The 24,204-nt window shown below is 75.6% G+C and carries 24 protein-coding genes; 6 read left to right on the top strand and 18 right to left on the bottom strand.

The window, feature by feature from the left end:
- Positions 1–59: 59 nt before the first annotated feature.
- From AB0L25_RS34180 to AB0L25_RS34130, 11 genes are all read right to left on the bottom strand, one after another.
- Positions 60–1,151 carry a FecCD family ABC transporter permease gene (locus AB0L25_RS34180; RefSeq protein ID WP_500176896.1) on the bottom strand — a complete coding sequence of 364 codons (1,092 nt, stop codon included), beginning with the start codon at positions 1,149–1,151 and terminating at the stop codon, positions 60–62.
- Positions 1,148–2,188, bottom strand: a complete 1,041-nt coding sequence (locus AB0L25_RS34175; RefSeq protein ID WP_500176895.1) for a FecCD family ABC transporter permease — start codon at positions 2,186–2,188, stop codon at positions 1,148–1,150. The genes AB0L25_RS34180 and AB0L25_RS34175 overlap by 4 nt, the downstream gene beginning before the upstream one ends.
- Positions 2,189–2,512: 324 nt before the next feature.
- Positions 2,513–2,671, bottom strand: coding sequence for a hypothetical protein (locus tag AB0L25_RS34170; RefSeq protein ID WP_500176894.1), 159 nt, complete (start codon positions 2,669–2,671; stop codon positions 2,513–2,515).
- The gene (locus AB0L25_RS34165; RefSeq protein ID WP_500176893.1) at positions 2,668–3,687 is read right to left on the bottom strand and encodes a Rieske 2Fe-2S domain-containing protein; all 1,020 of its coding nucleotides are present in this window, start codon (positions 3,685–3,687) and stop codon (positions 2,668–2,670) included. The genes AB0L25_RS34170 and AB0L25_RS34165 overlap by 4 nt, the downstream gene beginning before the upstream one ends.
- Positions 3,688–3,784: 97 nt before the next feature.
- The gene (locus AB0L25_RS34160; protein WP_500176892.1) at positions 3,785–4,585 is read right to left on the bottom strand and encodes an IclR family transcriptional regulator; all 801 of its coding nucleotides are present in this window, start codon (positions 4,583–4,585) and stop codon (positions 3,785–3,787) included.
- Positions 4,582–6,111 carry an acyl-CoA synthetase gene (locus AB0L25_RS34155; protein ID WP_500176891.1) on the bottom strand — a complete coding sequence of 510 codons (1,530 nt, stop codon included), beginning with the start codon at positions 6,109–6,111 and terminating at the stop codon, positions 4,582–4,584. Before AB0L25_RS34155 ends, AB0L25_RS34160 begins: the two co-directional genes overlap by 4 nt.
- A 33-nt stretch (positions 6,112–6,144) precedes the next feature.
- On the bottom strand, positions 6,145–7,203 hold the full coding sequence (locus AB0L25_RS34150; protein WP_500176890.1) for a branched-chain amino acid ABC transporter permease: 1,059 nt from the start codon (positions 7,201–7,203) through the stop codon (positions 6,145–6,147).
- A complete protein-coding gene (locus AB0L25_RS34145) occupies positions 7,200–8,063 on the bottom strand; it encodes a branched-chain amino acid ABC transporter permease (RefSeq protein ID WP_500176889.1) in 864 nt (287 codons plus the stop codon). Before AB0L25_RS34145 ends, AB0L25_RS34150 begins: the two co-directional genes overlap by 4 nt.
- Entirely contained in the window at positions 8,060–8,764 is a 705-nt protein-coding gene (locus tag AB0L25_RS34140; RefSeq protein ID WP_500176888.1) for an ABC transporter ATP-binding protein, read from the bottom strand. The genes AB0L25_RS34145 and AB0L25_RS34140 overlap by 4 nt, the downstream gene beginning before the upstream one ends.
- Positions 8,761–9,561 (bottom strand): ABC transporter ATP-binding protein, encoded by an 801-nt coding sequence (locus AB0L25_RS34135; protein WP_500176887.1) that lies wholly within the window; start codon positions 9,559–9,561, stop codon positions 8,761–8,763. Before AB0L25_RS34135 ends, AB0L25_RS34140 begins: the two co-directional genes overlap by 4 nt.
- Complete coding sequence (locus AB0L25_RS34130) at positions 9,558–10,733, bottom strand: ABC transporter substrate-binding protein (protein WP_500176902.1); 1,176 nt, start codon at positions 10,731–10,733, stop codon at positions 9,558–9,560. Before AB0L25_RS34130 ends, AB0L25_RS34135 begins: the two co-directional genes overlap by 4 nt.
- A gap of 187 nt (positions 10,734–10,920) precedes the next feature.
- On the opposite strand from AB0L25_RS34130, the gene AB0L25_RS34125 reads away from it, so the two are divergent.
- The gene (locus AB0L25_RS34125) at positions 10,921–11,844 is read left to right on the top strand and encodes a PaaX family transcriptional regulator (RefSeq protein ID WP_500176886.1); all 924 of its coding nucleotides are present in this window, start codon (positions 10,921–10,923) and stop codon (positions 11,842–11,844) included.
- Here AB0L25_RS34125 and AB0L25_RS34120 read toward each other — a convergent pair.
- Complete coding sequence (locus AB0L25_RS34120) at positions 11,841–12,743, bottom strand: LysR family transcriptional regulator (protein WP_500176885.1); 903 nt, start codon at positions 12,741–12,743, stop codon at positions 11,841–11,843. The two genes, AB0L25_RS34125 and AB0L25_RS34120, sit on opposite strands and share 4 nt — an antisense overlap.
- Before the next feature lie 73 nt (positions 12,744–12,816).
- Between AB0L25_RS34120 and AB0L25_RS34115 the strand changes: the two genes are divergently transcribed.
- A complete protein-coding gene (locus AB0L25_RS34115; RefSeq protein ID WP_500176884.1) occupies positions 12,817–13,746 on the top strand; it encodes an EamA family transporter in 930 nt (309 codons plus the stop codon).
- On the opposite strand, the gene AB0L25_RS34110 is transcribed toward AB0L25_RS34115, so the two are convergent.
- Both AB0L25_RS34110 and AB0L25_RS34105 read right to left on the bottom strand, forming a co-directional pair.
- Positions 13,712–14,530, bottom strand: a complete 819-nt coding sequence (locus AB0L25_RS34110; RefSeq protein WP_500176883.1) for an SAM-dependent methyltransferase — start codon at positions 14,528–14,530, stop codon at positions 13,712–13,714. The two genes, AB0L25_RS34115 and AB0L25_RS34110, sit on opposite strands and share 35 nt — an antisense overlap.
- Positions 14,531–14,657: 127 nt before the next feature.
- The gene (locus tag AB0L25_RS34105) at positions 14,658–15,272 is read right to left on the bottom strand and encodes a TetR/AcrR family transcriptional regulator (protein WP_500176882.1); all 615 of its coding nucleotides are present in this window, start codon (positions 15,270–15,272) and stop codon (positions 14,658–14,660) included.
- Positions 15,273–15,360: 88 nt separating this feature from the next.
- On the opposite strand from AB0L25_RS34105, the gene AB0L25_RS34100 reads away from it, so the two are divergent.
- Complete coding sequence (locus tag AB0L25_RS34100) at positions 15,361–16,149, top strand: SDR family NAD(P)-dependent oxidoreductase (protein WP_500176881.1); 789 nt, start codon at positions 15,361–15,363, stop codon at positions 16,147–16,149.
- Between the two features lie 24 nt (positions 16,150–16,173).
- Here the strand turns inward: AB0L25_RS34100 and AB0L25_RS34095 are convergent, their stop codons facing one another.
- Positions 16,174–17,355, bottom strand: a complete 1,182-nt coding sequence (locus tag AB0L25_RS34095; protein ID WP_500176880.1) for an ROK family transcriptional regulator — start codon at positions 17,353–17,355, stop codon at positions 16,174–16,176.
- A 92-nt stretch (positions 17,356–17,447) separates the two neighbouring features.
- Between AB0L25_RS34095 and xylB the strand changes: the two genes are divergently transcribed.
- Both xylB and xylA read left to right on the top strand, forming a co-directional pair.
- On the top strand, positions 17,448–18,845 hold the full coding sequence (gene xylB, locus AB0L25_RS34090) for a xylulokinase (RefSeq protein WP_500176879.1): 1,398 nt from the start codon (positions 17,448–17,450) through the stop codon (positions 18,843–18,845).
- A gap of 11 nt (positions 18,846–18,856) precedes the next feature.
- Positions 18,857–20,017 (top strand): xylose isomerase, encoded by a 1,161-nt coding sequence (xylA, locus tag AB0L25_RS34085; protein WP_500176878.1) that lies wholly within the window; start codon positions 18,857–18,859, stop codon positions 20,015–20,017.
- A 73-nt stretch (positions 20,018–20,090) separates the two neighbouring features.
- Here xylA and AB0L25_RS34080 read toward each other — a convergent pair whose 3' ends face one another.
- Together AB0L25_RS34080 and AB0L25_RS34075 are read right to left on the bottom strand one after the other, a co-directional pair.
- Positions 20,091–21,113, bottom strand: a complete 1,023-nt coding sequence (locus tag AB0L25_RS34080; protein ID WP_500176877.1) for an ABC-2 transporter permease — start codon at positions 21,111–21,113, stop codon at positions 20,091–20,093.
- A gap of 29 nt (positions 21,114–21,142) precedes the next feature.
- A complete protein-coding gene (locus tag AB0L25_RS34075) occupies positions 21,143–22,072 on the bottom strand; it encodes an anti-sigma factor RsbA family regulatory protein (protein WP_500176876.1) in 930 nt (309 codons plus the stop codon).
- A gap of 194 nt (positions 22,073–22,266) precedes the next feature.
- Between AB0L25_RS34075 and AB0L25_RS34070 the strand changes: the two genes are divergently transcribed.
- Complete coding sequence (locus tag AB0L25_RS34070; RefSeq protein ID WP_500176875.1) at positions 22,267–22,776, top strand: mycothiol transferase; 510 nt, start codon at positions 22,267–22,269, stop codon at positions 22,774–22,776.
- A gap of 25 nt (positions 22,777–22,801) precedes the next feature.
- On the opposite strand, the gene AB0L25_RS34065 is transcribed toward AB0L25_RS34070, so the two are convergent.
- Entirely contained in the window at positions 22,802–24,166 is a 1,365-nt protein-coding gene (locus tag AB0L25_RS34065) for a glycosyltransferase family 4 protein (protein ID WP_500176874.1), read from the bottom strand.
- Positions 24,167–24,204: the final 38 nt, after the last annotated feature.

The following is a 24,204-nucleotide window of genomic DNA, read 5'->3' as shown; positions in this document are numbered from 1 at the left end:
ACCTAATTGAGGAGCGACCGGCCGTCAACGCCCCGTCACGCCGCGCCCGCCGGCGGCCGTCAGCCCATGCCGCGGCGCCCCGACGCCGCCAGCAGCCACGCCAGGTAGACGCCGCCCAGGACGCCGGTCACGACGCCCACCGGGATCGCGACCGGCAGGTGCAGGGAGATCAGGTCGCCGCAGGCCAGCAGCGCGGCGCCGGTCAGCGCGGCCGGGAGCAGCTGCGCCCCCGCGCGGCGGGTCAGCCGCCGCGCGAGCTGCGGCGCGGCCAGCGCGACGAACGGGACCGGCCCGGCGGCCGCGGTCGCCGCCGCGACGAGCCCCACCCCGACGATCACCAGCAGCAGCCGCGTGCGCTGCACCCGGACGCCGAGGGCCTGCGCGGCGTCGTCCCCCAGCTCCCCCATGCCGAGGCTGCGCGACAGCACCAGCGCGGCCGGGACGAGCACGGCCAGCGCGATCGCCAGCGGCACCGCCTGGTCCCAGTCGCGCCCGTTGAGGCTGCCGGTCAGCCAGAACGCCGCCTCGTACGCCTCCGTCAGCTCGGCCCGCGTGATCAGGTACGAGTTGAGCGCCTGCAGCATCGCCGCCGCGGCGACGCCGATCAGCACGAGCCGCACGCCGACCACCCCGCCGCCGCGCCGGTACGCGACCAGGTAGACGGCGAGGGCGGTGAGCACCGCACCGGCGGCCGAGCTGGCCGTGATGGCGACCGCGCCGCCGCCGAACACGAGGATCTGCAGCAGCGCGCCGGACGCCCCGCCCTGGGTGAAGCCGATGAGGTCGGGGCTGCCGAGCGGGTTGCGCGACATGCTCTGGAAGATGGCCCCGCTGAGCCCGAGCGCCAGGCCGACCAGCAGCCCGGTCACCGCGCGCGGCAGCCGCAGCGTCTGCACGATGAACTCGGTCGCGCGGTCGCCCTGCCCGACGAGCGCCGCGACCACGTCCGGCGGCGAGATGGGGAAGTCGCCGGACCCGACGACCAGCACCGCCGCGCCCGCCGCGAACAGCGCGAGCGCCGCGCACACCGCGGCGACGCGCGGCTCCCACCGCACCGACACCGCGCCCGCGCGCACGACCCGGCTCGTCATCGCCCTGCCCGCCGCCTTCTCGAGCGGCGCGCCGCCGGGCGTCTTCGTCGAGGCGCTCACAGCTCGCGCGTCCTTCCCCGCCGGACCATCACGATGAACAGCGGCGCCCCGACGAACGCCGTGACGATGCCGGTCTCCAGCTCGCCCGGCGCGACGACCCGTCCCGCGATGTCGGCCCACAGCAGCAGGACGGGCGCCAGCAGCAGCGAGAACGGCACGACCCACCGCAGGTCGGGGCCGACGAGGGCCCGCACGATGAACGGGACGGCGAGGCCGAGGAACGTGATCGGGCCCGCGGCGGCCGTCGCCGCCCCGCACAGCAGGACGATCGTGAGCGCGCCGAGCGCGCGCGTCCGTCCGGGCCGCGCGCCGAGTGCCCGGCCCGCGTCGTCGCCGAGTCCGAGCGCGTTCAGCGGCCGGGCCAGCACCAGCGCCAGGACGACGCCGGCGACGACGAACGGCAGCACCCGCCAGAAGATGCCGAGGTCGCGTCCCGCGAGGTACCCGACCTGCCAGAACCGGAAGCCGTTGAAGTTCTGCGGGGTGAGCAGCATCAGGCCCGCGGTGAGCGCGCTGAACACCGCGTTGACGGCGGCGCCGGCGAGGACCAGCCGGGCGGGCGACGCGCCGCCGCGCCCGCGCGCCCCGATCGCGTACACCAGGACCGCCGCGCCGCCCGCCCCCGCGAACGCCGCCCACACGTAGACGAGGACCTCGTCGACGTCGAAGAAGCCGATGACGACAACGACCGCGAGGGCGGCGCCGCCGTTCACGCCGAGCAATCCCGGTTCGGCGAGCGGGTTGCGGGTAAGCGCCTGCATCACCGCCCCGGCGAGCCCGAGCGAGATCCCCACCAGGATCCCGAGGACGGTGCGGGGCAGCCGCAGCTCGTGGACGATCAGCGAGTGCTGCGTCCCGTCCGGCGACAGCACCGACGGCAGCACGCGCCCGAACGGGACGGACTCGGCGCCGATCGCGAAGCTGGCGACGATCGTCAGCAGCAGCGCGGCCACGAGGAGGAGCAGCCCGCCCCAGCGGCCCGCGCGGCGCGGCACGGCCGCCTTCGGCGGCGGCTCCGCGGTGGGGGGTTTCCGCACGGAGGACAGCACAAGATGAGGCTAGCCTAAGCTAACCCGCCCATGAAGAGCGGCGCCCGGGCCGGAGGCGCCGACAGGCACCCCCGGCCGTACCTCGCCGAGGCCCCGCAGCGAGCCCGAAGCAGCGGATGTCATCCACCTTCACCGCCATCACCCCGGCCACAGCGGACCGGAACCGCTGCGATCGCGAGCGAAGCCAGGTTCGAGCGAAGCGAGAACCTGATCGCGCAGCGAGCCCCCTGGGGCGAGTCGGAGCGATGCAGCGATCGCACGCAAGGCCCGTTGAAGGAAGGCCCCCTGGGCCTGACGCCGAGGGCCTTGCAATCAAACGCAATGCCCGAGCAGCCAGGTCCAGACCTCCACCGGGTCGTCGGCCCGGTGCTCGGCGCCGCAGTGACAGACGCCGGTCAGCCGGTCCGACCCCGGGGACCACTCGACCCGCAGGCGGTCGCCCGCCGTGCCGCCCGTGGTTTCGGCCGTCACTGCGCCGTCAGCTTCTGCAGCATGCGGCGCGCGGCCAGGCCGCCGGTGTCGATGTTGATCGACAGCTCCTGGTAGCCGGCGGGCTCGCTCGCGATGACCTTCTCGAGCTTGTTCAGCGCCACGACGTCCTGCAGGACGACCGTCCGGTTGCTGTCGCGCAGGAACGTCGACACCTTCTCGTCGTCGAGCGCGAAGTCGCGGGCGACCCACCAGAAGTCGTGCGTGGTCGTCTCGGTCTCCGGGACGATCGCGTAGCCGACCTCGACGTGGAAGGCGCCCGAGTCGTCGCCGTCCGGGCCCGGCTCCACGCCCGTCGGCGCGATCCGGCTGTGCAGGAGGTAGAAGCCCGGCGGGTGGAACTCGATGTCCTGCCAGCGGTCGATGCGGCCATCGATGCCGGTCGACTCGGAGTAGAACGGCGGGCACTCGACGTCCTTCATCCGGCGGCTGACGTAGACGATGCCCGCCTCCTCGTCGGTCTCCGTCGTGATCGGCGTCTGCGCGACCTCCGGCGTGCCGATGTACCCGGCGTGCAGGTACGTCTCGTGGGACAGGTCGAGGAGGTTGTCGACGAGCAGCTCGTAGCGGGCGGCGAGCGGCTCCATGCCGCGGACGGTCGTGTAGTCCGCCGACTCCAGCCACGGCGCCCGCGGGATCGCGGCGGCGTCGCCCTCGCCGTCGCCGATCCACACCCAGATCAGCGAGTCCTGCTCGACGAGCTGGTAGGCGGGGACGCGCGCGGTGCGCGGGACGCGGGTCTGGCCGGGCACGGCCACGCACGTCCCGTCGGGGTCGTAGGTGAACCCGTGGTAGCCGCAGACGATGCGGTCGCCGTCCCGGTTGCTCTCCGACAGCGGGAAGCGGCGGTGCACGCACCGGTCCGCGAGCGCGACGGCCTCGCCGGCGCCCGTCCGGTACATGACGAGGGGCTCGCCGCAGATCGTCCGGGCGAGCAGGCCGTCGCCGACCTCCTCCCCGTAGGCGGCGACGTACCACTGGTTGCGGGCGAAGACCATCGGAGGCTCCTCGGCGGGGTGGACGGCAGAATGTGACGAGCCTCTCGTCGCCGTCCCCACCGGGCCAAGGCCGCTTCCGTTTGACGGAAGAACCCGCTCAGGCCCCGTGCATGGCCGTCTCCGGCGGACGGACGGCGCGGGGCGCGCCGAGCGCGCGGGAGATCCCGCGGGCGCTCGCCCGGACGACCGGGGTGAGCGACCGCGCGTCCCAGCCGGTGTTCGGGACGACGATCGCGACGGCCGCGACGACGGTGTCGTCCGGTCCGAAGACGGGCGCGCCGACGGAGAGCGCGAACGACTCGACCTGCCCGTCGCTGATCGCGACGCCGGTGCGGCGGACCTCGGCCAGGGCGCGGCGCAGCTGCGGGCCGGACGTGATCGTCCGGTCGGTGAAGCGGCGCAGCGGCGCGGCGATGGCGCGTTCCTGCAGGGCGCGGTCGGAGTGCGCGAGCATGGCGAGGCCGACGCCGGTGGCGTGCGCGGGCCAGCGCCCGCCGACCCGGGAGAAGACGTGCACGGCGTCGCGGGCGGAGATCCGCTCGATGTAGACGACCTCGAGCCCGTCGAGGACGGCGAGGTGCACGTTCTCGTGGGTGGCCTCGTAGAGGTCCTCGAGGAACGGCATCGCGGCCTCGCGCAGCGCCGGTCCGCGCGGGGCGAGCGCGGCGACCTCGAACAGCCGCAGCCCGATCCGGTACAGCCCGTCGGCGTCGCGTTCCAGGGCGCCCCACCAGGTCAGCTCGCCGACCAGGCGGTGGGCGGTGGACAGGGGCAGCCCGGCGCGCCGCGCGATCTGGGTGATGGACAGCGCGGGCCGTTCCGCCGAGAATGCGCCCAGGATGTCCAGCACCCGCCGCGTGACGGGGGGCCGTCCCCCTCCGCTCGCCCGTTCGGTCATGGTTCGCCGTACTCCTCCCGCAGTCGTCCCTTGAGGATCTTGCCGGAGGCGTTGCGGGGCAACTCGGCGGCCGCCACCGCCGACTTGGGGATCTTGTAGCGGGCGAGCCGGCCGTCGAGCCGGGCCAGCACCGCGTCCCCGGTCAGCCCGGAGCCGGGGCGCGGGACGAAGACGGCGCGGCCGACCTCGCCCCACGTCTCGTCCGGGACGCCGATGACGGCGCACTCCAGGACGTCCGGGTCGGCGAAGATCGCGTGCTCGACCTCGGCGGGGTAGACGTTCTCCCCGCCCGAGATGATGACGTCCTTGATGCGGTCGACGATGTAGGCGTAGCCGTCGTCGTCGAGCCGGGCGGCGTCGCCGCTGCGGAACCAGCCGTCGGTGAAGGCGGCGGCGGTCGCATCGGGCCGGCCCCAGTACCCGCGCATCACGTGCGGGCCCCGCACGACGATCTCACCGGTCTCCCCCGGCGGCACGTCCGTCATGTCGGGGGCGACGACGCGGACGTCGCTGAAGAAGTGCGGCACGCCCGCCGACCCGGCCTTCGCCGTCGCGTGCGCGGCGTCGAGGAAGAGCGTGCCCGGCGCGGCCTCGGTCATCCCGTATCCCTGCAGGAACGTCAGGCCCCTCTTCTGGTAGGTCTCGATGAGCGACGGCGGCACGGGCGCGCCGCCGCAGGTCAGGATACGCAGGGACGACAGGTCGGCGGCGTCCCAGCCGGGTTCGCGGGCGACGCGCTGGAACATCGTCGGCACCCCGAACACGAACGTGACGCGGTGCTCGGCGATGAGCTCGAGGGTGGCGGCGGGGTCGAACGCCGGGACGAGGACGCACGCGCCGCCCTTGAGCAGCACGGGCAGCGCGAGCATGTTGAGCCCGGCGGTGTGGAACAGCGGCGCGGACACGAGCGCGACCTCGCCCGCCGTCAGGTCGTGGTCGATGAGGACGTTGATCGCGTTCCAAGTGATGTTGCCGTGGGTGAGCGTCGCGCCCTTCGCGGCGCCGGTCGTCCCGGACGTGTACATGATCATGCACGGGTCGTCGAGGGACACCGGGACGTCGATCGGCGCGGCGCCCGCCTCCCCGGCCCGCGCCCGCACCTCCTCGTACCCGTGCGCCCACGGGCCCGGCCCGTCCAGCGCGACGTGCTCGCGGACCGGGACGCGATCGCGGACGCCGTCCACCAGGGCGGCGTGCGACGGCGCGTGCACGAGCACCGACACCCCGGCGTCGGCGAGCTGGTGCGCGATCTCGGGCCCGGCGAGCCGGGTGTTCAGCGGGACGAACACGGCGCCGAGCGTCCCGGCGGCGAACAGCGCCTCGAGGAACGCCGGATGGTTCGGCCCCAGGTAGCCGACGCGGTCGCCGTGCCGGACGCCGAGGGCGCGCAGCCCGTGCGCGAGCCCGGACACGCGGTCGAGCAGCCCGGCGTAGGTGAGCGTCCGGCCGTCGTGGACGAGCGCGGCGGCGTCCGGCGTCTTGCGGGCGCGGCGGGCGGGCCAGGAGCCGAGTCCTTCGTTGCGCATGGCGGCGTCACCTCTCCAGGCGGTTCCGGACGGTCACTTGACGGGCGCGGGTTCGGGTTCGGGCTCCGCTCCGGCGGCGCCGCGCCCGGCCGGGGCGCGGCGCCGCCACCGGTCGGCGACCGTGGGGACGAGGCCCTTCGGCATGAACAGCACCACGAGGACGAGCAGCAGCCCGTAGACGGCGTAGGACAGGACGGCCGGCGCCGACGCGGGCATCCCCTCCCGCGTGCCGACGTCGTTCAGCACCTGCAGCAGCAGCGTGACGGCGGTGGCGCCGGCGAGCGCGCCCCAGATCGTCCCGGCGCCGCCGACGACGACCATCACGACGTACTCGAACGAGAGCAGGACGGGGAACGAGCCGGGCGCGACGTATCCGATGTAGTACGCGTAGACGCCGCCGGCGAGGCCCGCGAACGCGGCGGACAGGGCGAACACCGCCTGCTTGTAGAGCGCGACCGGCACCCCGGCGGACGCGGCGGCGACCTCGCTGGTGGCGAGCGCGCGCAGCCCGCGGCCCGGCCGGGAACGGACGATGTTGCGGGTGACGAGCACGGTGACGCCGAGGACGCCGAGCGCGAGGTAGGCGTAGGCGACGTCGTCGGCGAACTCGTATCCGCCGATCGTGAGGCGCGGGACGCCCTGCAGCCCGATGTCGCCGCCCGCCCACTCCTGCCGTCCCACGACACTGAGCAGGATCAGCTGCACGGCGAGGGTCGCGAACGCGAGCTGGTGGCCGCGCAGCCGCAGCAGCGGGACGCCGACGAGCGCGGCGGCCGTCCCGGCGACGGCGGGCGCGAGCAGCAGCCCCGCCCAGGTGGGCACGCCGTGGGTCGCGGTGAGCGCGGCGGTGTAGGCGCCGATCATGGTGAACGCGGCCTGGCCGAGCGACACCTGCCCCGCGAAGCCCATCAGCATGGACAGCCCGGTCACGACGGTCGCCGAGATCAGCAGCAGCACGTACACCGACACCTGCGGGCCCGGCAGGACGAGCGGCAGGGCGAGCGCGACGCCGGCGACGGCGATCGCGGCGGCCGTCCCGGGCGACCCGGGCAGCGGCCCGCGACGCGCGGACCGGCGGGCGGACACGCTCATCGGGCGGCCTCCTCCTGGAGCGCGGTCCGCCGCGACGCGCGCACCATCATGATCGTCAGCATCAGCACCAGCGCCACGACGGTCTGGTAGGACGCGGCGCCGTACCCGGCCACCATCGACTCGGCGACGCCGAGGGTGAGCGCCCCGGCGAGCGCGACGCCCGGCCGGTCCAGCCCGCCGAGGATCGCCGCCGCGAACCCGTTGGTGATGAGCAGGACGTCGCCGTTGTAGGAGATCGGCTGCAGCGGCGTGAGCAGGACGCCGCCGAGCCCGCCGAGCATGCCGCCGAGCGCGAACGCGAGCAGCCCCATCCGGACGACGTCGATGCCGACGGCCCGCGCGGCGTACGGGTTCGACGCGCACGCGGTGAGCGCCTTGCCGGTGTACGTGCGGCCGAAGAACAGCCCGAGCAGCGCGAACACCGCGGCCGCGACGCCGATGACGAGGAACGACTGCTTCTGCACGTGGGCGCCGAACAGGACGACGGAGCCGCCGAGCCCCGGGTGGGAGCGCGGGTTGTCGCCCCAGATCATGATCTCGACCGCGTACGCCAGGAAGCCGAGGCCGAGCGTGACGATGAGGGCCGACTGCGGGGACGTCCCGCGCTTGCCGGTCGCGGCGAACCCGACGGCGAGGCCCACCGCCCCCGCGACGAGCACGGCCGCGGCCTCGGCGGCGCCGTGCGGCAGGCCGGACGACAGCAGCGACCCGGCCGTCATCCCGCCGACGACGGCGAACATCCCCTGCGCGAAGTTCACCACGCGCGTCACCCGGTGGATCGCCACCAGGCCGCTCGCCAGCAGCGCGAACCCGCAGCCGACGGCGATGCCGGAGACGAGGTACTGCACGAACGCGCTCACGCCCCCTCCTCCCGCTCCGGGGAGGCCGCGCCGCCGAGGTAGGCGTCGGCGACGGCGCTGCCCGCCGCCAGTTCCGCCGCGGTGCCCTCGGCGCGGATCCGGCCGGCCTCCAGCACGTAGCCGCGCGTGCAGAGGTCGAGGGCGAGCCGGGCGTTCTGCTCGATCAGCAGGATCGCGAGGCCGCGCCCGGTGTTCAGCGCCCGCAGGTGCTCGGCGAGGTCCGCGGTGACGAGCGGGGCGAGCCCGAGCGACAGCTCGTCCACCACGAGCACGTCCGGGTCGGCCATCAGCGCCCGCCCGAACGCCACCATCTGCTGCTCCCCGCCGGACAGCGAGCCCGCGCGGCGGTCCCGCAGCGCGGCGAGCCGCGGCAGCACCTCGTACACGCGGGCGGTGTCGCGGGCGCCGCGCTCGCGGCGGCGGCGCCAGGCGCCCAGGGCCAGGTTGTCCTCGACGGTCAGGTCGTCGAACATCTGCCGCCCCTCGGGGACCAGCGCCGCCCGGCCCCGGACGCGGGCCCGCCCGGCGACGGGCCGCAGCACGCCCATGACGGCGTTGACGAGGGACGTCTTCCCGGCGCCGTTCGGGCCGATGAGCGCGACCGGCTCGCCGGCCCCGACCGTCAGCGCGACGCGGTCCAGCGCGGTGGCCGTCCCGTACCGGACGACCAGTCCGGACACCTCGACGACGGGGGCCGTCATGCGGCCTCACCGCCGAGGTAGGCCGCGACGACGGCGGGGTCGTCGCGGATCTCCTCCGGGGTGCCCTCGGCGATGAGGCGGCCGAGGTCGAGGACGCCGACGCGGTCGGCGAGGCGGGCGACGAACGCGACGTCGTGCTCGACGAGCATCATCGTCATGCCCTCCCCGCGCAGCCCCTCGATCAGCTGGGCGAGCGCCTCCCGCTCGGCGCCGCGCAGGCCGGACGCGGGCTCGTCCAGCAGCAGGAGCCGGGGACGGGCGCAGAGCGCGCGCGCCACCTGCAGCGAGCGCTGCTGCCCGAGCGGGAGGACGTCGGCGGAGCGGTCCGCCCAGTCGCGCAGCCCGACCCGGTCGAGCGCGGCGAGGGCGTCGGCCCGGATCGCGGCCTCCTCGCGGCGGTGCGCGGGCAGCCGCAGCGTCGCCGACAGCATCCCGTGCCGCGTGCGGGCGTGCGCGCCGACCATCACGTTCTCCAGCGCGGTCATGCCCCGGAAGAGCCGCGCGCCCTGGAACACGATGGCGATGCCGAGCCGCGCCCGCGCGTGCGGGGGCAGCCGGTCGATGCGGCGCGGGCCACTGGACGGCCCGGGATCCGCGCCGGCCGGCGCGTACGCGATCGTCCCGTGGTCGGGGACGAGATGGCCGCTGATCAGGTTGAACAGGGTCGACTTCCCGGCGCCGTTGGGGCCGATGACGGCGCGGGTCTCGCCCTCCGCGACCGTCATCGACACGTCCCGGACGGCGTACACGCCGCCGAACGCCCGCCCCGCGCCGTCGATCGTGAGCAGCGGCGTCATCCGAGCGCCTTCGCGGTCGCGGCGAGCCGCGTCCCCGACCATCCGGTCGGGACCAGCTCGCCGTCCTTCACCTGGTTCATCGAGATGTCGGACGGCTTCAGCCCGGAGTGGTCGGTCGGCGAGTAGTCGTACTGGCCGTTGGGGGTGACGAGGCTGAGGCCCTCCAGCGCGTCGCGGATCTTCTCGCGGTCGCCGCCCGCCTGCTCGATCGCCGCGGCCAGGAGCTTGACGGCCGCGTAGCCGTCCATCGCGAACTGCGGCGGCGTGTAGCCGTGCTTCTGCTCGAACGGGACCGACATCTCCTGGATCGACCGCTTCAGCTTCCCGTCGGGCAGGTGCGCGCCGACGACCCCGATGGCGCTCTGCACGTACACGCCTTCGGCGGCCTCGCCGACGGGGTCGAGCCACAGCTTGCTGGCCTGCGAGCCGGTCATGAACAGCGGGACGTCCAGCCCGGACGACGGGAACTGCTTGGCCAGCGTCACGCCGGGCGGCCCGCTCGCCCACACGGCGAGGGCCTGCGCGCCGGAGTCGCGGACGTGCGTGAACAGCGGGCTGAAGCTGCCGGCGGTCGCCTCGAAGGGCTCCTCCCGGACGATCTGGACGCCGTGCTCGGCCGCGTGCGCCTTCATCCCCTCGAACCCGGCCATCGTGTAGGCGCTCTTGGTGTCGTAGGCGACGGCGACCTTGGAGATGCGGTGGGCCTCGAAGTACTGGAGCATCGCCTGCGCGTACGTGGACGACAGCGCCGGGATCACGAACGTGTACTCGCGGATCGGGTCGACCTGCTCGTCTGCGGGGGCCAGCGAGATGTAGGGGATCTTCTCCCGCTCGGCGAGGGGCTGGACGGCGAGCGCGACGTTGGCGTACGTGGAGCCGATGATCGCGGTGACGTCCTGCGAGCGGAGCCGGTTGAAGTGCAGGACGCCCTGGTCGGGCGACGTGCGGTCGTCGAGGGTGACGAGCTCGATCCGCTCGCCGCCGATGCCGCCGGCGTCGTTGATCTGCTCGACGGCCAGCTCGACCGTCTTCTTCGCCTCACCGCCGAGCGTGGCGTAGTTGCCGGTCAGGGACTCGATGAAGCCGATCTTGAGGGCGGAGCCGTCTCCGCCGCCGGAACCGCCGCAGGCGGTGGCGGCGGCGAGGACGGCCGCGGCGAGCAGGGGGACCATCTTGCGCACTGCTGCCTCCCGAGGTGGGGGATCGCTGCGGCGGGCGCCCGGGGTGGGACTGCCACGAAGTTAGGCGTATATTTCACAGCGGTCAAGGATCTGCCGAACATGAATGATTCGGCGGCCGGAAGCCGCTGGACCGCCGTTACGCTGGCGCCATGAGGGGAGCCGAACGGGTGAGCGAAGAGTGAAGGGCCCCGACGCCGTGCAGGACGGGCGCGACGGCGGCGGGGGCGCGGACGGGACGCGGCCGGAACCGGACGGCGGTCCCTCGCTCCGGCTCCGGCCGCAGTCGCTGATGCTGACCTACCTCGGCAACTACGTGCTCGGGCGCGACATCGCGGTCTTCTCGGGCAGTTTCATCGAGACGTTCGCCCGCCTCGGCGTCGGCGAGCACGCGGTCCGCTCGACGCTGACCCGGATGGTCGCCCGCGGCCTGCTGGCGCGGCACCGGGACGGCCGCCGCATGCACTTCGGGCTGACCGCGCGCTCCGCGGCGATCCTGCACGACGGGGAGGAGCGCGTCTGGCGGCGCGGCGTCCTCAACGCCGACTGGGACGGCACCTGGACCGTGCTCGCGTTCTCGATGCCGGAGTCGTGGCAGCGCGCCCGCCACGACCTGCGCGCCCGGCTGACCTGGGCGGGCTTCGGCTCGCTGGGCAACGGCACCTGGATCGCTCCATCGCGCCGGGACGTCCGCGCGATCGTCGGCGAGCTCGGCCTGGAGGGGCGCCTGAAGGTGTTCTCCGGCCCGGCCGAGGAGCCCACCGACGTCCCGGCGATGCTGCGGGAGGCGTTCGACCTGGACGCCGTCGCGAACGGCTACCGCGCGTTCCTCGACCGCTGGGACCGTCCCGACCCGCTGCCGGACGCCCCGGACGACCTCGCCCGCTACCTGTGGATGACGACCGAGTGGCTGCGGCTCGTCCGCGACGACCCCCGGCTGCCCGTCGAGCACCTGCCGGACGACTGGCCCGCCGTCCGCGGCCAGCAGGTCCTGCTGGAGCTGCGCGACCGGTACGAGGCGGGCGCCCGGCGGCTCGCCGACGCCGCCATCGAGTCCATCCCCGTGCCGCCGCCCGCCGCCCCCGACACGGCCGAGGCGGGCTAGCGGTCCCGGGCCGCGGCCCGCAGCGCCCGCAGGCCGTGCGCGATCGGGGGCTGCCGCTCGCTGCCCCGCCGCACGCACGCGATGATGCGGCGGAACGGGACGCCCTCGCCCCGCAGCGGCACCCGCACCACCCCGTCGTCCGGCGGGAGCGGCGCCAGCCGCGGCACCAGCCCGACCCCGAACCCGCGCGCGACCAGCGCCGACACCGCGAACCACTCGTTGGCCTCGTGCACGATGCGGGGCGCGAACCCGGCGGACGCGCAGGACGCGAGCATCAGCCGGTGCTGGTCGGCGCGCTCCGGCGAGCCGATCCACGGCTCCCCCGCCGCCTCGTCCAGCCGGACCGTCCCGCGCCCGGCCAGCGGATGACCGGCCCGGACGAGCAGGTCCTGCGGCTCGTCGAGCAGCGTGCGGACGGCGAACCGCGCGTCGCCCGGAGCCGGGGTGCCCACGCTCGGCACGACCACCGCGATGTCGTACCGGTGGGACAGCAGCAGGTGCGCCGCGTCCTCGCTCTCCTTCTCGCTCATCCGGACCTCGAGACCGGGACGCTCCTCCCGCAGCCGCGCGGCGGCGGGCGCGACCAGTGCCGCGAGGGCGCTCGACACGCTGCAGAACCGCACCCGGCCGGCGTCGCCCGTCCGGTGGGCGGCGAGGTCGGCGCGGGCCCGCTCCCACTGCGCGGCCAGCACGTCGGCGTGCCGCAGCGCGGTGTGCGCCGCCGCGGTGAGCCGCACCCGGCGGCCCTGCGCCTCCAGCAGCTCGACGCCGAGGTCGCGGGCGAGCTGCCGGAGCTGCTGCGACACCGTCGAGGGCGTCAGGTGCAGCGCCTCCGCCGTCGCCGTCACCGTGCCGCGCTCCCGCAGGACGCGCAGCGTCTCGAGGCGGCGGTCGATCATGCGGCCATTCAACACGATTCCGTGCGGAAACCTTCGATGGACCCGCACGGTCGTGCGTCCCGAAACTGGCCCCATGGTGAGCAAACCCGATATACCGGGCCCGGTCCTGCTGCTGGGCAGCGTCGTGACCGTCCAGGCGGGCCTGGCGTGCGGCAAGGCGATGTTCGCGATCGCGGGGACGGCGGGCGTGATCGTCCTGCGGCTGGGGTTCGCGGCGCTCGTCCTGCTGCTCCTGCGCCGCCCGCGGCCGCCGGACCGCGCGTCGCGCGGGACGGTCGCGGCGCTCGGCGCCGCCATCGCGGGCATGCACCTCATCTATCCGGCGCTGGAGCGGCTGCCGGTCGGGGTCGCGTCCACGCTGCAGTTCCTCGGGCCGCTGACGCTCGCGCTCGTCCGGGCCCGGCGCCCCCTCGACCTGCTGTGGGCGGCGCTCGCCGGGACGGGCGTGCTGCTGATCTACCGCCCTTTCGGCGACCCGGTCCCGGCGGCCGGGGCGGCGTTCGCGCTGGGGTCGGGCGCCTGCATGGCGGCCTACCTCGTGCTGACCCGGCGCGCGGGCGCGCTCCCCGGTGCGCCGCTGGCCTGGGGCGTCGCGGTCGCGGCGCTGCTCGTCCTGCCGCTGGCCCCGCTCGCGGAGGGCGCCGTGCTCCGGCCGGGCGTGCTGGCGGCCGGGCTGGGCGTCGCGCTGCTGTCGGCGGTCGTCCCGTGGTCGCTGGACCGGGCGGCGCTGCGGCGCGTGCCCGAGCAGGCGGCCGCGGTCATGGTGAGCCTGGAACCGGCCGCGGCCGCGCTGGCCGGGCTCGTCCTCCTCGGCGAACGCCTGGGCCCGGCGGCGTGGCTCGCCGTCGCCTGCGTGTCGGCGGCCTCCGCCGGCGTCGCGTTCACGCACCGCCGCCCCGCGCCCGGCGCGCCGCGCCCCGACGACCACGCGCGGGGAACGAAGACCGGCCCTGCCCGGTCCGCCGCGATCAGGCTCGGCGGCGGCCGACACCGGCCAGGGTGAACGTCCGCTCGGGCGCGTCGCCGAGCCACGCGCCCGGGTCGGGGCGCCACTGCGGCGTGTAGGTCAGGCCGGGCTCGACGAGCTCGAAGGCGCCGACGATGTCGAGGACGCGGGCGCGCGAGCGTCCCCAGAAGTGGCCGTCGGTGGGCCGGAAGACCTTGCCGACGTCCCCGCCGGACTCGGGCTCGGGATCCTGGGTGATGTGCGTGAACACCAGGTGCCCGCCCGGCGGGAGCGCGTCGTGCACGTCGCCGACGGCCTTCGCGGCCTCGGCGTCGTCGTCGATGAAGTGCAGCACGCGGTCGAGGATGCACGCGACCGGTCGGTCGAAGTCGATGAGGGCGCGAACGGCCGGGTCGTCGAAGACGGCCGCGGGCCGTCGCGGATCGCACCGGGCGACGGAGGTGCGCCCCGCGCCGGGACGGCCCGCCAGGAGGGCGCGCGCGTGCGCGAGGACGACGGGGTCGGCGTCGGCGAACACCACGACGGCGTCCGGCGCGACCTCGGCGGCGACCTCGTGGACGTTGCCGGCGGCCGGCAGCTTGGTGCCGATGTCGACGAACTGGCGGACGCCCTCGCCGGCGAGGTGGCGGACGGCGCGGCCGATGAACGCGTGGTTCTCCCGGGCCGCCGTCCGCGCCTCGGGGATGACGCCCAGCAACTGTTCGGCGACGTCACGGTCGGCGGCGTAGTTGTCCTTGCCGCCGAGGAGATAGTCGTAGATCCGCGCCGTGTTCGGTGTCGTCAGGTCGACGCCCGCGGGGGTCCGCCCCTCGCCGCTCATGTCGTCTCCACTCGTCCCGGGAGCCGATCGTCTCACGGAACGCAGTGTGCTCGGGCCGGTTCAGCGCGTGGCGACGGACCGATCCGCACGGCGACCGCCCCATGCTCACGCGGCGGACGGCGCGCGGTCACTCCAGCAGGTCGACGAGCTCCGGGTCGGGGCCGCCGTCCGGGTCGGCGGCGCGGGCGGCGCGCAGCGCGGCGACGAGCGTCGCGGCCGCCGCGGCGACGAGCGTCCCGCGCGGCACGTCGTGGTGCCGCAGATGGTCGACGACGATCTCGTCCAGGAACGCCACCCAGCCGCGCATCGCGGTCCGCAGCGCCGGCCGCGCGGGATCGGCGACGCCGAGGGCGTCGAGCAGCCGCCGCGCGCCCTGCCAGCGCAGGTCCTCGACGATCGCGCGCACCTCGGGGTCGGACCCGTTGCCGCCGCGCATGAGGGCCAGGAATCCGGCGGCGTTGTCCTCCATGAAGGCGATGTGCCGGTCGAGCGCGTCGCGCAGCCGCTCGGCGGGCGCGCCCTCGGCCGGCAGGGACTCGTGCACGACGCGGAGGCGGTCGGCGGCGGCGCGGATCGTCGCCAGGTAGAGGCCGCGCTTGTTGCCGAAATGGTGCGCGATGAGCCCGTACGCCACTCCGGCGCGACGCGCGATCTCGCTGGTGGTGACCTCGTCGAACGCACGCTCGGTGAACAGTTCGGCGGCGGCGTCGACCAGCAGCGCGCGACGGTCGGGCCCGGCCATCGGCGGCTCCTTCCCGGTGTTGACGCGGCGTCGGGGACGCGCCTAGGTTCCCAGTTGACTGATAATCAGTCAACTCGAGGGAGGCGACATGGAACTGGCGGGGACGCCGATCCTGCTCACGGGCGCTTCCAGCGGCATCGGCCGCGCCCTGGCGTTCGCGCTGGCCGGGCGGGGCGCCCGGCTGGCGATCGCGGCCCGCGGGCGGGACGCGCTGGAATCGGCGGCGGACGCGATCGCCGCCCGCGGCGGGACGCGGCCGCTGGTGTTCGGGGTCGATCTGTCCCGGCCGGGCGCCGCCGCGGAGCTCGGACGGGACGCGGCCGCCGCGCTCGGATCCGTCCGGGTGCTCGTGAACAACGCGGGCGCCGGCCTCGTGGGAACGCAGGCCGACCTGGGCGACGGCACGGCGGCGCGCGCGCTGTTCGAGACGAACTTCTGGTCGCCGATCGCGCTGACCCGCGCGGTCGTGCCCGGCATGCGCGACGGCGGGCACGGAGGGCTGGTCGTGAACGTCACGTCCACCTTGCAGTCCGTCCCGGTTCCCGCGCTCGGGTACTACGGGGCGGCGAAGGCGGCACTGGGACACGCCACCCGGACGTTGCGCAACGAACTGCGCGGCACGGGCGTCCGCGTGCTGGAGGTCGTCCCGGGCGGCACCGACACCGCCGCCCGGGACGTCGGGCTCCTTCCCTGGCGGAACCGGCCCGTGCGGACGCCGCCGCCGGTGAGCCCCGAGTCGGCCGCGCGGGCGATCGTCCGGGCGATCGAGGGCGGCGCGCGGCGGCGCGCCCATCCCGCCACGTCGCTGCTGCCGCTGGAGGTGCCGGCGGCGGGGCGGCTGATCGCGTCGTTCGTCGCGCGGCGGGTCGACATCTGACCGGGGCGCCGCGCGGCCGGGCGGTCAGGGGAGGAGCGGGGCGGGGTCGGCGAGGAGGCGCTCGATGACCAGGCCGGCGGCGCCGAGGACGGCGGCGCCGTCGGCGAGCGCGGACACCTCGACGGGCGGCACGGCGCGGCGCAGGGACCCGGGCCCGGCGGCGAGGGCGTCGCGCAGCGGCGGGACGATCCAGGGGGCGAGCGGCGGGTAGACGCCGCCGAGCACGATCGTGTCCGGGTCGAGGAGGTTGACGGCGGCGGCGAGCGCGCCGCCGAGGGCGCGTCCCGCGCGGGCGGCGGCGGCGAGCGCCGTCCCGTCACCGGCGGCCAGCCGGGCGGCGAGGACGTCGAGGGGCGCGTCGCCCGCGGGGATCCCGGCGGCGCGCAGCAGCGCGTCCCGCCCGGCGACCTGCTCGAGGCAGCCGCGGCCGCCACAGGAACAGGGCGGGCCGGACGGCTCGGCGACGAGGTGGCCGAGTTCGCCCGCGAAGCCGTGCGCGCCGCGGAAGACGCGGCCGTCCACGACGATGCCGGCGCCGATGCCGATCTCGCCGGAGACGTGGACGAAGTCGCCGAGCCGGGCGCCGCCGCCGAACCACAGCTCGCCGAGGGCCGCGAGGTTGGCCTCGTTGTCGTGCTCGGCCCGCAGGCCGGCGAGCGCGCCGGTCACCGGCACGTCCGTCCAGCCGAGGTTCGGGGCGTGCCGGACGACGCCGTTCTCGCGGTCGAGCAGGCCGGGCAGCGCGACGGCGGCGCCGGCCACGGTGAGGCCCTGCCCGGCGGCCGCGGCGACGGCGTCGTCAGCGAGCCCGGCGAGCGCGGCGAGGACGGCGGCGGGTTCGCGGCCGCGGTTGTCGCCGGTGACGACGTGCCGGTAGCGGACCCGGCGGGCCAGGTCCAGGACGCACGCGGAGAGGTGGTCGACGCCCACCTCCAGCCCGAGCCCGGCGGCGCCGTCGCCGCGCAGCGAGACGGCCACGCCGGGGCGGCCGCGCTCGCCCTCGTGGACGGGCGCGCCGTCGACGACGAGGCCGGCGCCGTCCAGGACCTGGACGAGGTTGGACACGGTGGTCTTGGTGAAACCGGTCAGCTCGGCGAGGCGGGCCCGCGTGACGGGCTGGTGCCGGGCGATGTGCTCCAGGACGACGGCGAGGTTCCGGACGCGCATCGTGGCGTGCCGGACGGGGACGTTCCCGGAGTTCGTCATGGACGCACCCTAATTCAGTCGCGGCTATAGGCAGGTGCCGGGTCGACTGCTACGTTACATAAGTCCACGTTGTTGACGAAAAGGGGGTCCGGATGGCCGAGGGGCTGGTCGCGGGCGTCGACTCCTCGACGCAGTCGACGAAGGTCGTGCTGTGCCGCGCGTCCGACGGCACCGTGGTCGACGCGGCGTCGGCGCCGCACCCCGACGGCACCGAGTGCCACCCGGACCGCTGGTGGGACGCGCTGTCGCGGGTGCGCGGGCTCCTCGAGCGGGCGGACGCGGTGGCCGTCGCCGCGCAGCAGCACGGCATGGTCGCGCTCGACGCCGACGGCGAGGTCGTCCGGCCCGCCCTGCTGTGGAACGACACGCGCTCCGCCCCGCAGGCGCGCGCGCTGGTGGACGAACTGGGCGGCGCGCGGGTGTGGGCGGAGCGGACGGGAAGCGTGCCCGTCGCGTCGTTCACGGTGAGCAAGCTGCGCTGGATGGCCGAGCACGAACCGGAGAACGCGCGCCGCACCGAGCGGGTGCTGCTCCCCCACGACTGGCTGACGCTGCGGCTCGGCTCGGACGGCCCGGTCACCGACCGCGGCGACGCGTCCGGCACCGGCTACTGGTCGCCCGCCGAGGGCGCCTACCTGCCGGACGTCCTGCGCGCCGCGCTCGGCCGCGACGCCGAGCCGCCGCGGGTGGCGGCCCCCGGCGAGCGGGTCGGGACGACGTCCTGGGGCGCGGCGCTCGGCGCCGGCACGGGCGACAACATGGGCGCGGCCCTCGGCCTCGGGCTGCGGCCCGGCGACGTCGTGCTGTCGATCGGGACGTCCGGGACGGCGTTCGCGGTCGCGGACGCGCCCGCCGCCGACCCGTCCGGCCTGGTCGCGGGGTTCGCCGACGCGACCGGCCGGTTCCTGCCGCTGGTCTGCACGCTGAACGCCGCCCGGATCCCGGAGGCCGCGGCGGCGATGACCGGCGCGACGCTGGACGAGCTGTCGGCGCTGGCGCTCGCCGCCGAGCCGGGCGCGGGCGGGCTGACGCTGCTGCCCTACCTGGACGGCGAGCGCACCCCCGACCGCCCGGACGCGACGGGCGTCCTCACCGGGCTGACCACGGCGAACGCCACCCGGGAGAACATGGCGCGGGCGGCGGTGGAGGCGCTGCTGTGCTCGCTCGCCGACGCCGTCGACCACCTCGCCGCGCAGGGCGTCCGGCCGCGCCGCACCCTGCTGATCGGCGGCGGCGCGCGGGCCGAGGCCGTCCGCCGGCTGGCCCCCGCGATTCTCGGCACGCCCGTCACCGTGCCCGACCCCGCCGAGTACGTGGCGCTGGGCGCGGCCCGGCAGGCCGCCTGGGCGCTGGCCGGGACGCCAGAACCGCCGGACTGGCCGCCGCCGGCCGCCACCGAGTACACCGCCGACCGCGTCGAGACGGCCGTCCGCGCGCGCTACGCCGCGCTGCGCGACACCGCCCCGGCGCTGGGTACGGCGGCCGAGTAAGGAGGGACGACATGAGCGACTACACCCCGGTTCCCGAGGACCGGTTCTCGTTCGGCATCTGGACAGTCGGCTGGCAGGGCGTGGACGTGTTCGGGCCGGGCACCCGCGCGCCGATGGCCGCGGACCGGGCCGTCCGCAAGCTCGCCGAGATCGGCGCGTACGGCGTGAACTTCCACGACAACGACGTGTTCGACTTCGACGCCTCGCCCGCCGAGCGGCAGGGGAAGATCGACGCGTTCCGCAAGGCGCTGGACGAGACGGGGCTCGTCGTCACCACCGCGACGACCAACCTGTTCGGCCATCCGGTGTTCAAGGACGGCGCGTTCACCTCCAACGACCGGGACGTCCGGCGGTTCGCGCTGCGCAAGGTGATGGACAACCTGGACCTGGCCGCCGAGCTGGGCGCCCGCACGTACGTGTGCTGGGGCGGCCGGGAGGGCGCCGAGTCCGGCGCGGCGAAGGACGTGCGGGCCGCGCTGGACCGGTACAAGGAGGCGTTCGACGTCCTCGGCGCCTACGTGACCGACCAGGGGTACGACATCCGGTTCGCGATCGAGCCGAAGCCGAACGAGCCGCGCGGCGACATCCTGCTCCCGACGATCGGGCACGCGCTCGCGTTCATCCAGGAGCTGGAGCGCCCGGAGATGGTCGGCCTCAACCCGGAGGTCGGGCACGAGGAGATGGCGGGCCTGAACTACGCGCACGGCCTGGCGCAGGCGCTGTGGCAGGGCAAGCTGTTCCACATCGACCTGAACGGGCAGCACGGCCCCCGCTACGACCAGGACCTGCGGTTCGGCGCCGGGAACGTGCGCGGCGCGTTCTGGGTGGTCGACCTGATCGAGCAGAGCGACTACGACGGCCCGATCCACTTCGACTTCAAGCCGCCGCGGACCGAGGACGACGCGGGCGTGTGGGAGTCGGCGGCGGCGTGCATGCGCAACTGGCTGATCCTCCGGGAGAAGGTGCGCGCGTTCCGTGCCGACCCGGACGTGCGGGAGGCGCTGCGGGACGCGCGGCTGGACGAGCTGGCCCGGCCGACCCTCGCCGAGGGCGAGGACTGGCGGTCCGTCCGCGACGCCTCCCCCGACATCGAGGCGCTCGCGGCCCGCGGCGCGGCGCACGAGCGTCTCGACCAGCTCGCCCTCGAGCACCTCTACGGCGTCCGCGCGTAGGACGGCGGCACGTCCGGCGGGCGCGTCCGGCCCGGGAGTCCGCCCCCACCCCGCCAGGGGGCGGGCTCCCGTTTCACTCCGCGCGCTCGCGGCGCGGCCGCGCGGCCGCTGCGGCGAGGGCGATCACCGCTCCGGCGGCGGCGTACCCCGCGAGGACCCACCAGGCGCGCGCCGTGCCGTGCCCGGTGAAGTAGACGGTGTTGCGGATGAGCGTCGCCGCCGCGCCGGTCGGCAGCCAGTCGCCGATGACCCGCCAGAACTCCGGCAGCAGCGACGCCGGATAGGCGCCGCCGGCGCTGGGGTTGCCGAGCACGACGAACAGCAGGATCGCGACGCCGATCCCGACGAGCCCGAAGAGGGCCTGCAGCGCGACGGTGAACGCCGCGGCGGCGAACACCGTCAGCGTCCCGATGCCCCACAGCGCGAGGAAGTGGCCGTCCAGCGCGCCGAGCAGCGGCCCGGCGATCCACGCGCCCCCCGCGCCGGACGCCACCGCGTACAGCGCGAGCGCGCACAGCCGGATGACGGTCCGGCGGCCGTTCGCCGCGCGGGTCCCGGCGGACAGCCCGAGGATCGACGCGGCCAGGTACCCGCCGACCATCCACCCGATCGTCAGGTAGAACGACGACAGCCCGCGGGCGTCCTTCGGGCCGGGCGGCCGGACATCGACCACCCGCACGTCCCGGCCCCGCGCCGCCTCCACCCGCTCGGCCAGGCTCGCGGCGGCGTCCGCGGCGGCCGGTCCCGCGGCGGACGCGACCAGCAGCGTGTCCGTGGTGCCGCGCGGGTCGACGACGACGGCCGCGCTCACCTCGCGGTGCAGCAGCAGCCGCCGCGCCTCCTGCTCGTTCCGCGCCGTCCGGGCGTCCACGGGATCGCCCGGGAGCGCGTCGAGCCGCCTGGCGACCTGATCGGCGACCTGCGGCGGCGCCGCGACCGCCACCGGGAGCCGGTGCAGGGCCGGCGCGTGGAACGCCCCGATGTAGGACAGGATGAACCCCAGTTGCAGGACGAAGACGCCCACGACCAACGCCACCGCGCGCGGCGTCACCGCATCGCGCACCTCGGCGGCGAATCCGCGCTCGGCAGTGCTCATGACCGGCGCCTACCCGATCACCGGGCGTTCTAGCGGGGCGAACGCCAGACCGGGGTGTGCAGCCGCACCGTCGTCCCGTCCGGGCCCGGGCGGACGTCGAGATGGTCGCAGATCTGCCGGGCGAGCCAGAGGCCGTCGCCGGGCGTGGGGGCGAGGGTCGGCGGGTGCAGGCCGATGAACGGGTCGAGCGCCATCGGCAGCCGCACGTCGCACACCACCTCGCCCGGCTGCGCCCACAGCGCCACCGTCGGCCGCCCGTTCCCGCCGGCCGCCCCGCCGACGATCTCCCCCACCGCCGCCGAGAAGATCATCATGCGTTCGCCGAGCAGCCCCAGCGCCGCCGTCTCCAGCACGATCGCGTGCCGCATCCGCCCGAGGTCGCCGCCGAACGCCAGCGTCACCGCGTCGCGCGGCGGGGACGGCAGCGGCGCCGCCCGGCCCCGGACGAACGCGAGCGGCGGGACGTACGCCGCGCTCGGGCGCACGTCGGTGCCGCGGAGCATCTCCGGATGCGTGCGCCGCACGTTCGCGACGATCGCCGGCGGCACGTTCCGGGAGTCGTACGGGCACACCATGTGGATGCCGGTGCCGCCGAGCACGGTGTTCAGCGCGGACTCCATGCACTCCCACGCCTCGACCTGCCGCGGCGTGTGCCCCGCCCACACCGGCTCGGCGAGGATCCGGACGCGCTCGTCCCGCGGGTGGCGGTGCCGGTACCCGGTGAACGCCGAGACCCGCTGCTGCGGGCGGCGGCCGAACCCGCCCGTCTCGCCGAAGTCGACCCGCCGTGCCCGCCGCCCCAGGGCCGCCCGCACCAGCCCGATGTTGGCCGCCGTCGTCGCGACGAGCACCGGCTCGTCCCGCTCCAGCCCTTCGACGATGAACGGCACGGCCATCTGCACGAACTCGTCGTCGCCCCCGTACACGCACCCCCGGTGGACGAACGCGGAGCGGCTCACCGCGCGCCCTCCGGCACGCCCGGATTCAGCGCCCCGGGCACGCTCCACCCCACCGCACGCCCGAACACCCTCCCCCTCGCACGGCCATCGACACACCAAGGATCCACCCGGTCACGCTCAGTATCAAGCGGAACGCTGGCATCCGGGGCTCCGGGGGCCTGAAATCGGCGCTCCCCCGCACTAGGCTCGGGTCAATGACCAGTGCCGAACTGCTCACCGACGCCTTCGACCGGATCCGCGACGAGGTCCACGCCGCCGCGGACGGCCTCACGCCCGACCTGCTCGCGTTCCGCGCCGACCCGGAGGCGAACTCGATCGCCTGGCTGCTGTGGCACCTGACCCGCGTCCAGGACGACCACGTCGCCGACGTCGCCGGCACCGACCAGCGCTGGACGTCCGACGGCTGGGCCGACCGCTTCGCGCTGCCGCTCGACCCGTCCGACACCGGCTTCGGCCACGGCCCCGACGAGGTCGCGTCCGTCCGGGTCGGCTCCCCGGACCTGCTGACCGGCTACCACGACAGCGTCCACGCGATGACGACCGCTTACGTCGCGGACCTCACCGACGCCGACCTGCCCGTCGTCGTCGACCGCGCCTGGGACCCGCCCGTCACCCTGGGCGTCCGTCTCGTCAGCGTCGTCTCCGACTGCCTGCAGCACGCGGGCCAGGCCGCGTTCGTCCGCGGCCTCGCCGAACGCGGGTGACGCAAGGCGCCGGGCGCCGTCCGCGTCAGGGGCCGGGGGCGCGTTCCTCCTCCTGCCGGTCCAGGCGTTTCCGCGGGACGCGGGCGGCCGGCGAGGGCGCGCGGAGCGGCGGGTGGAGGTCGGCGAGGAGCGCGGTCCACCGGGCGGCGATGCCGGCCGGTTCGTAGGCGCGCGCCGACTCGCGGGCCCGCTCGCCCAGGCGGTCGCGGAGCGCCGGATCGGCGATGAGGCGGCGGAGCGCCGCGGTGAGCGCCGCGCCGTCGTCGACGGGCACGAGCAGGCCGTCCCGTCCGGATTCGATCATCTCCCGCGGGCCGTGCGGGCAGTCCGTGGACACCACGGCGAGCCCCTTGGTCATGGCCTCGATGACGACCATCGGCATCCCCTCCCGGCGGGAGGTGAGGGCGTAGATCGCGGCGCGCTCCATCTCGGCGGGCAGCCGGCGGCTGGCGGGCCGCACCTCGACGCGGCCGGTGAGGCCGCGCTCGGCGACCAGGTCGTGCAGGTCGGCGCGCCGGGCTCCGGCGCCGAAGATCCGCAGCGTCCAGTCGGGGTGCTCGGCGGCGATCGGCGCGAACGCCTCGATGAGCAGGTCGAAGCGCTTGTTCTGGACGAGCCTCCCGGCGGCCAGGACGACCTTGTCCGTCCGGCGGGAGGGGCCGCCGGGCATGTCCGGCACGGCGTTCGGGATCCGGACGATCCGGACCGGTGAGCCGGCGAGGGCGTCCGCGTACTCGGTGCGGGCCGCCTCGGTGAGCGTCGTCAGGACGTCCAGGCGCGGGTAGTCGCGCAGGATCTGGCGCCGCAGCGGGGGCTTGTAGGAGCCGAGGCTCATGTGGTCCTGCCCGATGAGGGTGACGCCGCGCGGGGAGAGCGCCGCGATGAGCAGGTTCAGCGAGGGCCGGGTGGCGATGAGGACGTCCGGCGGCGCGGCCCGCAGCGCCCTGAGCAGCCGCAGGTCGGTCCAGAGGTTCATCCACTTGAAGGACGCCTCTTCCTTGGGGATCAGGACGCTCGGCAGCCGGGACAGCAACCGCGCGGGGCGCCCGCGCGGGCCGACGCGGTCGTCGGCGTAGGTGATCGTGACGCCGTCGGGCAGCGGGAAGAACGGCTTGGCGCTGCTGCGCGTCACGCTGACGATCTCGACGTCGTGGTCGCGGGCGAGCCTGCCGCTCAGATTGAGCACGGTGCGAATGGTGCCGCCGGTGCCGTGGGCGTTCTGCAGGAGGATGCGCACGCGCAGCCGCTCGCCCCGGGGCGGGGGCCGCCGCCACAGCACGGGGCGCGCGGCCACCAGCGCCGTCCGGCGGAGCGCGCGGTGGGCCCCCCGCCGGACGCGGCGGCGCAGCGGCAGCGGGCGGGCGCGCCCGTTCGCCGGGTCGTCGTTCACCGGGTCCCCGTTCGCAGACGGCGTTCCCGGCATTGTTA

The sequence above is a fragment of the Spirillospora sp. NPDC052242 genome, assembly GCF_040679555.1.
Classification (GTDB): domain Bacteria; phylum Actinomycetota; class Actinomycetes; order Streptosporangiales; family Streptosporangiaceae; genus Spirillospora.
This window is presented reverse-complemented; position numbering and strand designations above follow the sequence as displayed.

Bases quoted from the DNA above. Each gene is read 5' to 3' on its own strand.
- AB0L25_RS34115 (WP_500176884.1), top strand. From the start codon at position 12,817: ATGGTGAGCAAACCCGATATACCGGGCCCGGTCCTGCTGCTGGGCAGC.
- AB0L25_RS34070 (WP_500176875.1), top strand. From the start codon at position 22,267: ATGACCAGTGCCGAACTGCTCACCGACGCCTTCGACCGGATCCGCGAC.
- xylA (WP_500176878.1), top strand. From the start codon at position 18,857: ATGAGCGACTACACCCCGGTTCCCGAGGACCGGTTCTCGTTCGGCATC.
- AB0L25_RS34100 (WP_500176881.1), top strand. From the start codon at position 15,361: ATGGAACTGGCGGGGACGCCGATCCTGCTCACGGGCGCTTCCAGCGGC.
- AB0L25_RS34135 (WP_500176887.1), bottom strand. From the start codon at position 9,561: ATGACGCCGCTGCTCACGATCGACGGCGCGGGGCGGGCGTTCGGCGGC.
- AB0L25_RS34110 (WP_500176883.1), bottom strand. From the start codon at position 14,530: ATGAGCGGCGAGGGGCGGACCCCCGCGGGCGTCGACCTGACGACACCG.
- AB0L25_RS34080 (WP_500176877.1), bottom strand. From the start codon at position 21,113: ATGAGCACTGCCGAGCGCGGATTCGCCGCCGAGGTGCGCGATGCGGTG.
- AB0L25_RS34155 (WP_500176891.1), bottom strand. From the start codon at position 6,111: ATGCGCAACGAAGGACTCGGCTCCTGGCCCGCCCGCCGCGCCCGCAAG.
- AB0L25_RS34140 (WP_500176888.1), bottom strand. From the start codon at position 8,764: ATGACGGCCCCCGTCGTCGAGGTGTCCGGACTGGTCGTCCGGTACGGG.
- AB0L25_RS34130 (WP_500176902.1), bottom strand. From the start codon at position 10,733: ATGGTCCCCCTGCTCGCCGCGGCCGTCCTCGCCGCCGCCACCGCCTGC.
- AB0L25_RS34165 (WP_500176893.1), bottom strand. From the start codon at position 3,687: ATGGTCTTCGCCCGCAACCAGTGGTACGTCGCCGCCTACGGGGAGGAG.
- AB0L25_RS34120 (WP_500176885.1), bottom strand. From the start codon at position 12,743: ATGATCGACCGCCGCCTCGAGACGCTGCGCGTCCTGCGGGAGCGCGGC.
- AB0L25_RS34150 (WP_500176890.1), bottom strand. From the start codon at position 7,203: ATGAGCGTGTCCGCCCGCCGGTCCGCGCGTCGCGGGCCGCTGCCCGGG.
- AB0L25_RS34105 (WP_500176882.1), bottom strand. From the start codon at position 15,272: ATGGCCGGGCCCGACCGTCGCGCGCTGCTGGTCGACGCCGCCGCCGAA.
- AB0L25_RS34095 (WP_500176880.1), bottom strand. From the start codon at position 17,355: ATGACGAACTCCGGGAACGTCCCCGTCCGGCACGCCACGATGCGCGTC.
- xylB (WP_500176879.1), top strand. From the start codon at position 17,448: ATGGCCGAGGGGCTGGTCGCGGGCGTCGACTCCTCGACGCAGTCGACG.
- AB0L25_RS34160 (WP_500176892.1), bottom strand. From the start codon at position 4,585: ATGACCGAACGGGCGAGCGGAGGGGGACGGCCCCCCGTCACGCGGCGG.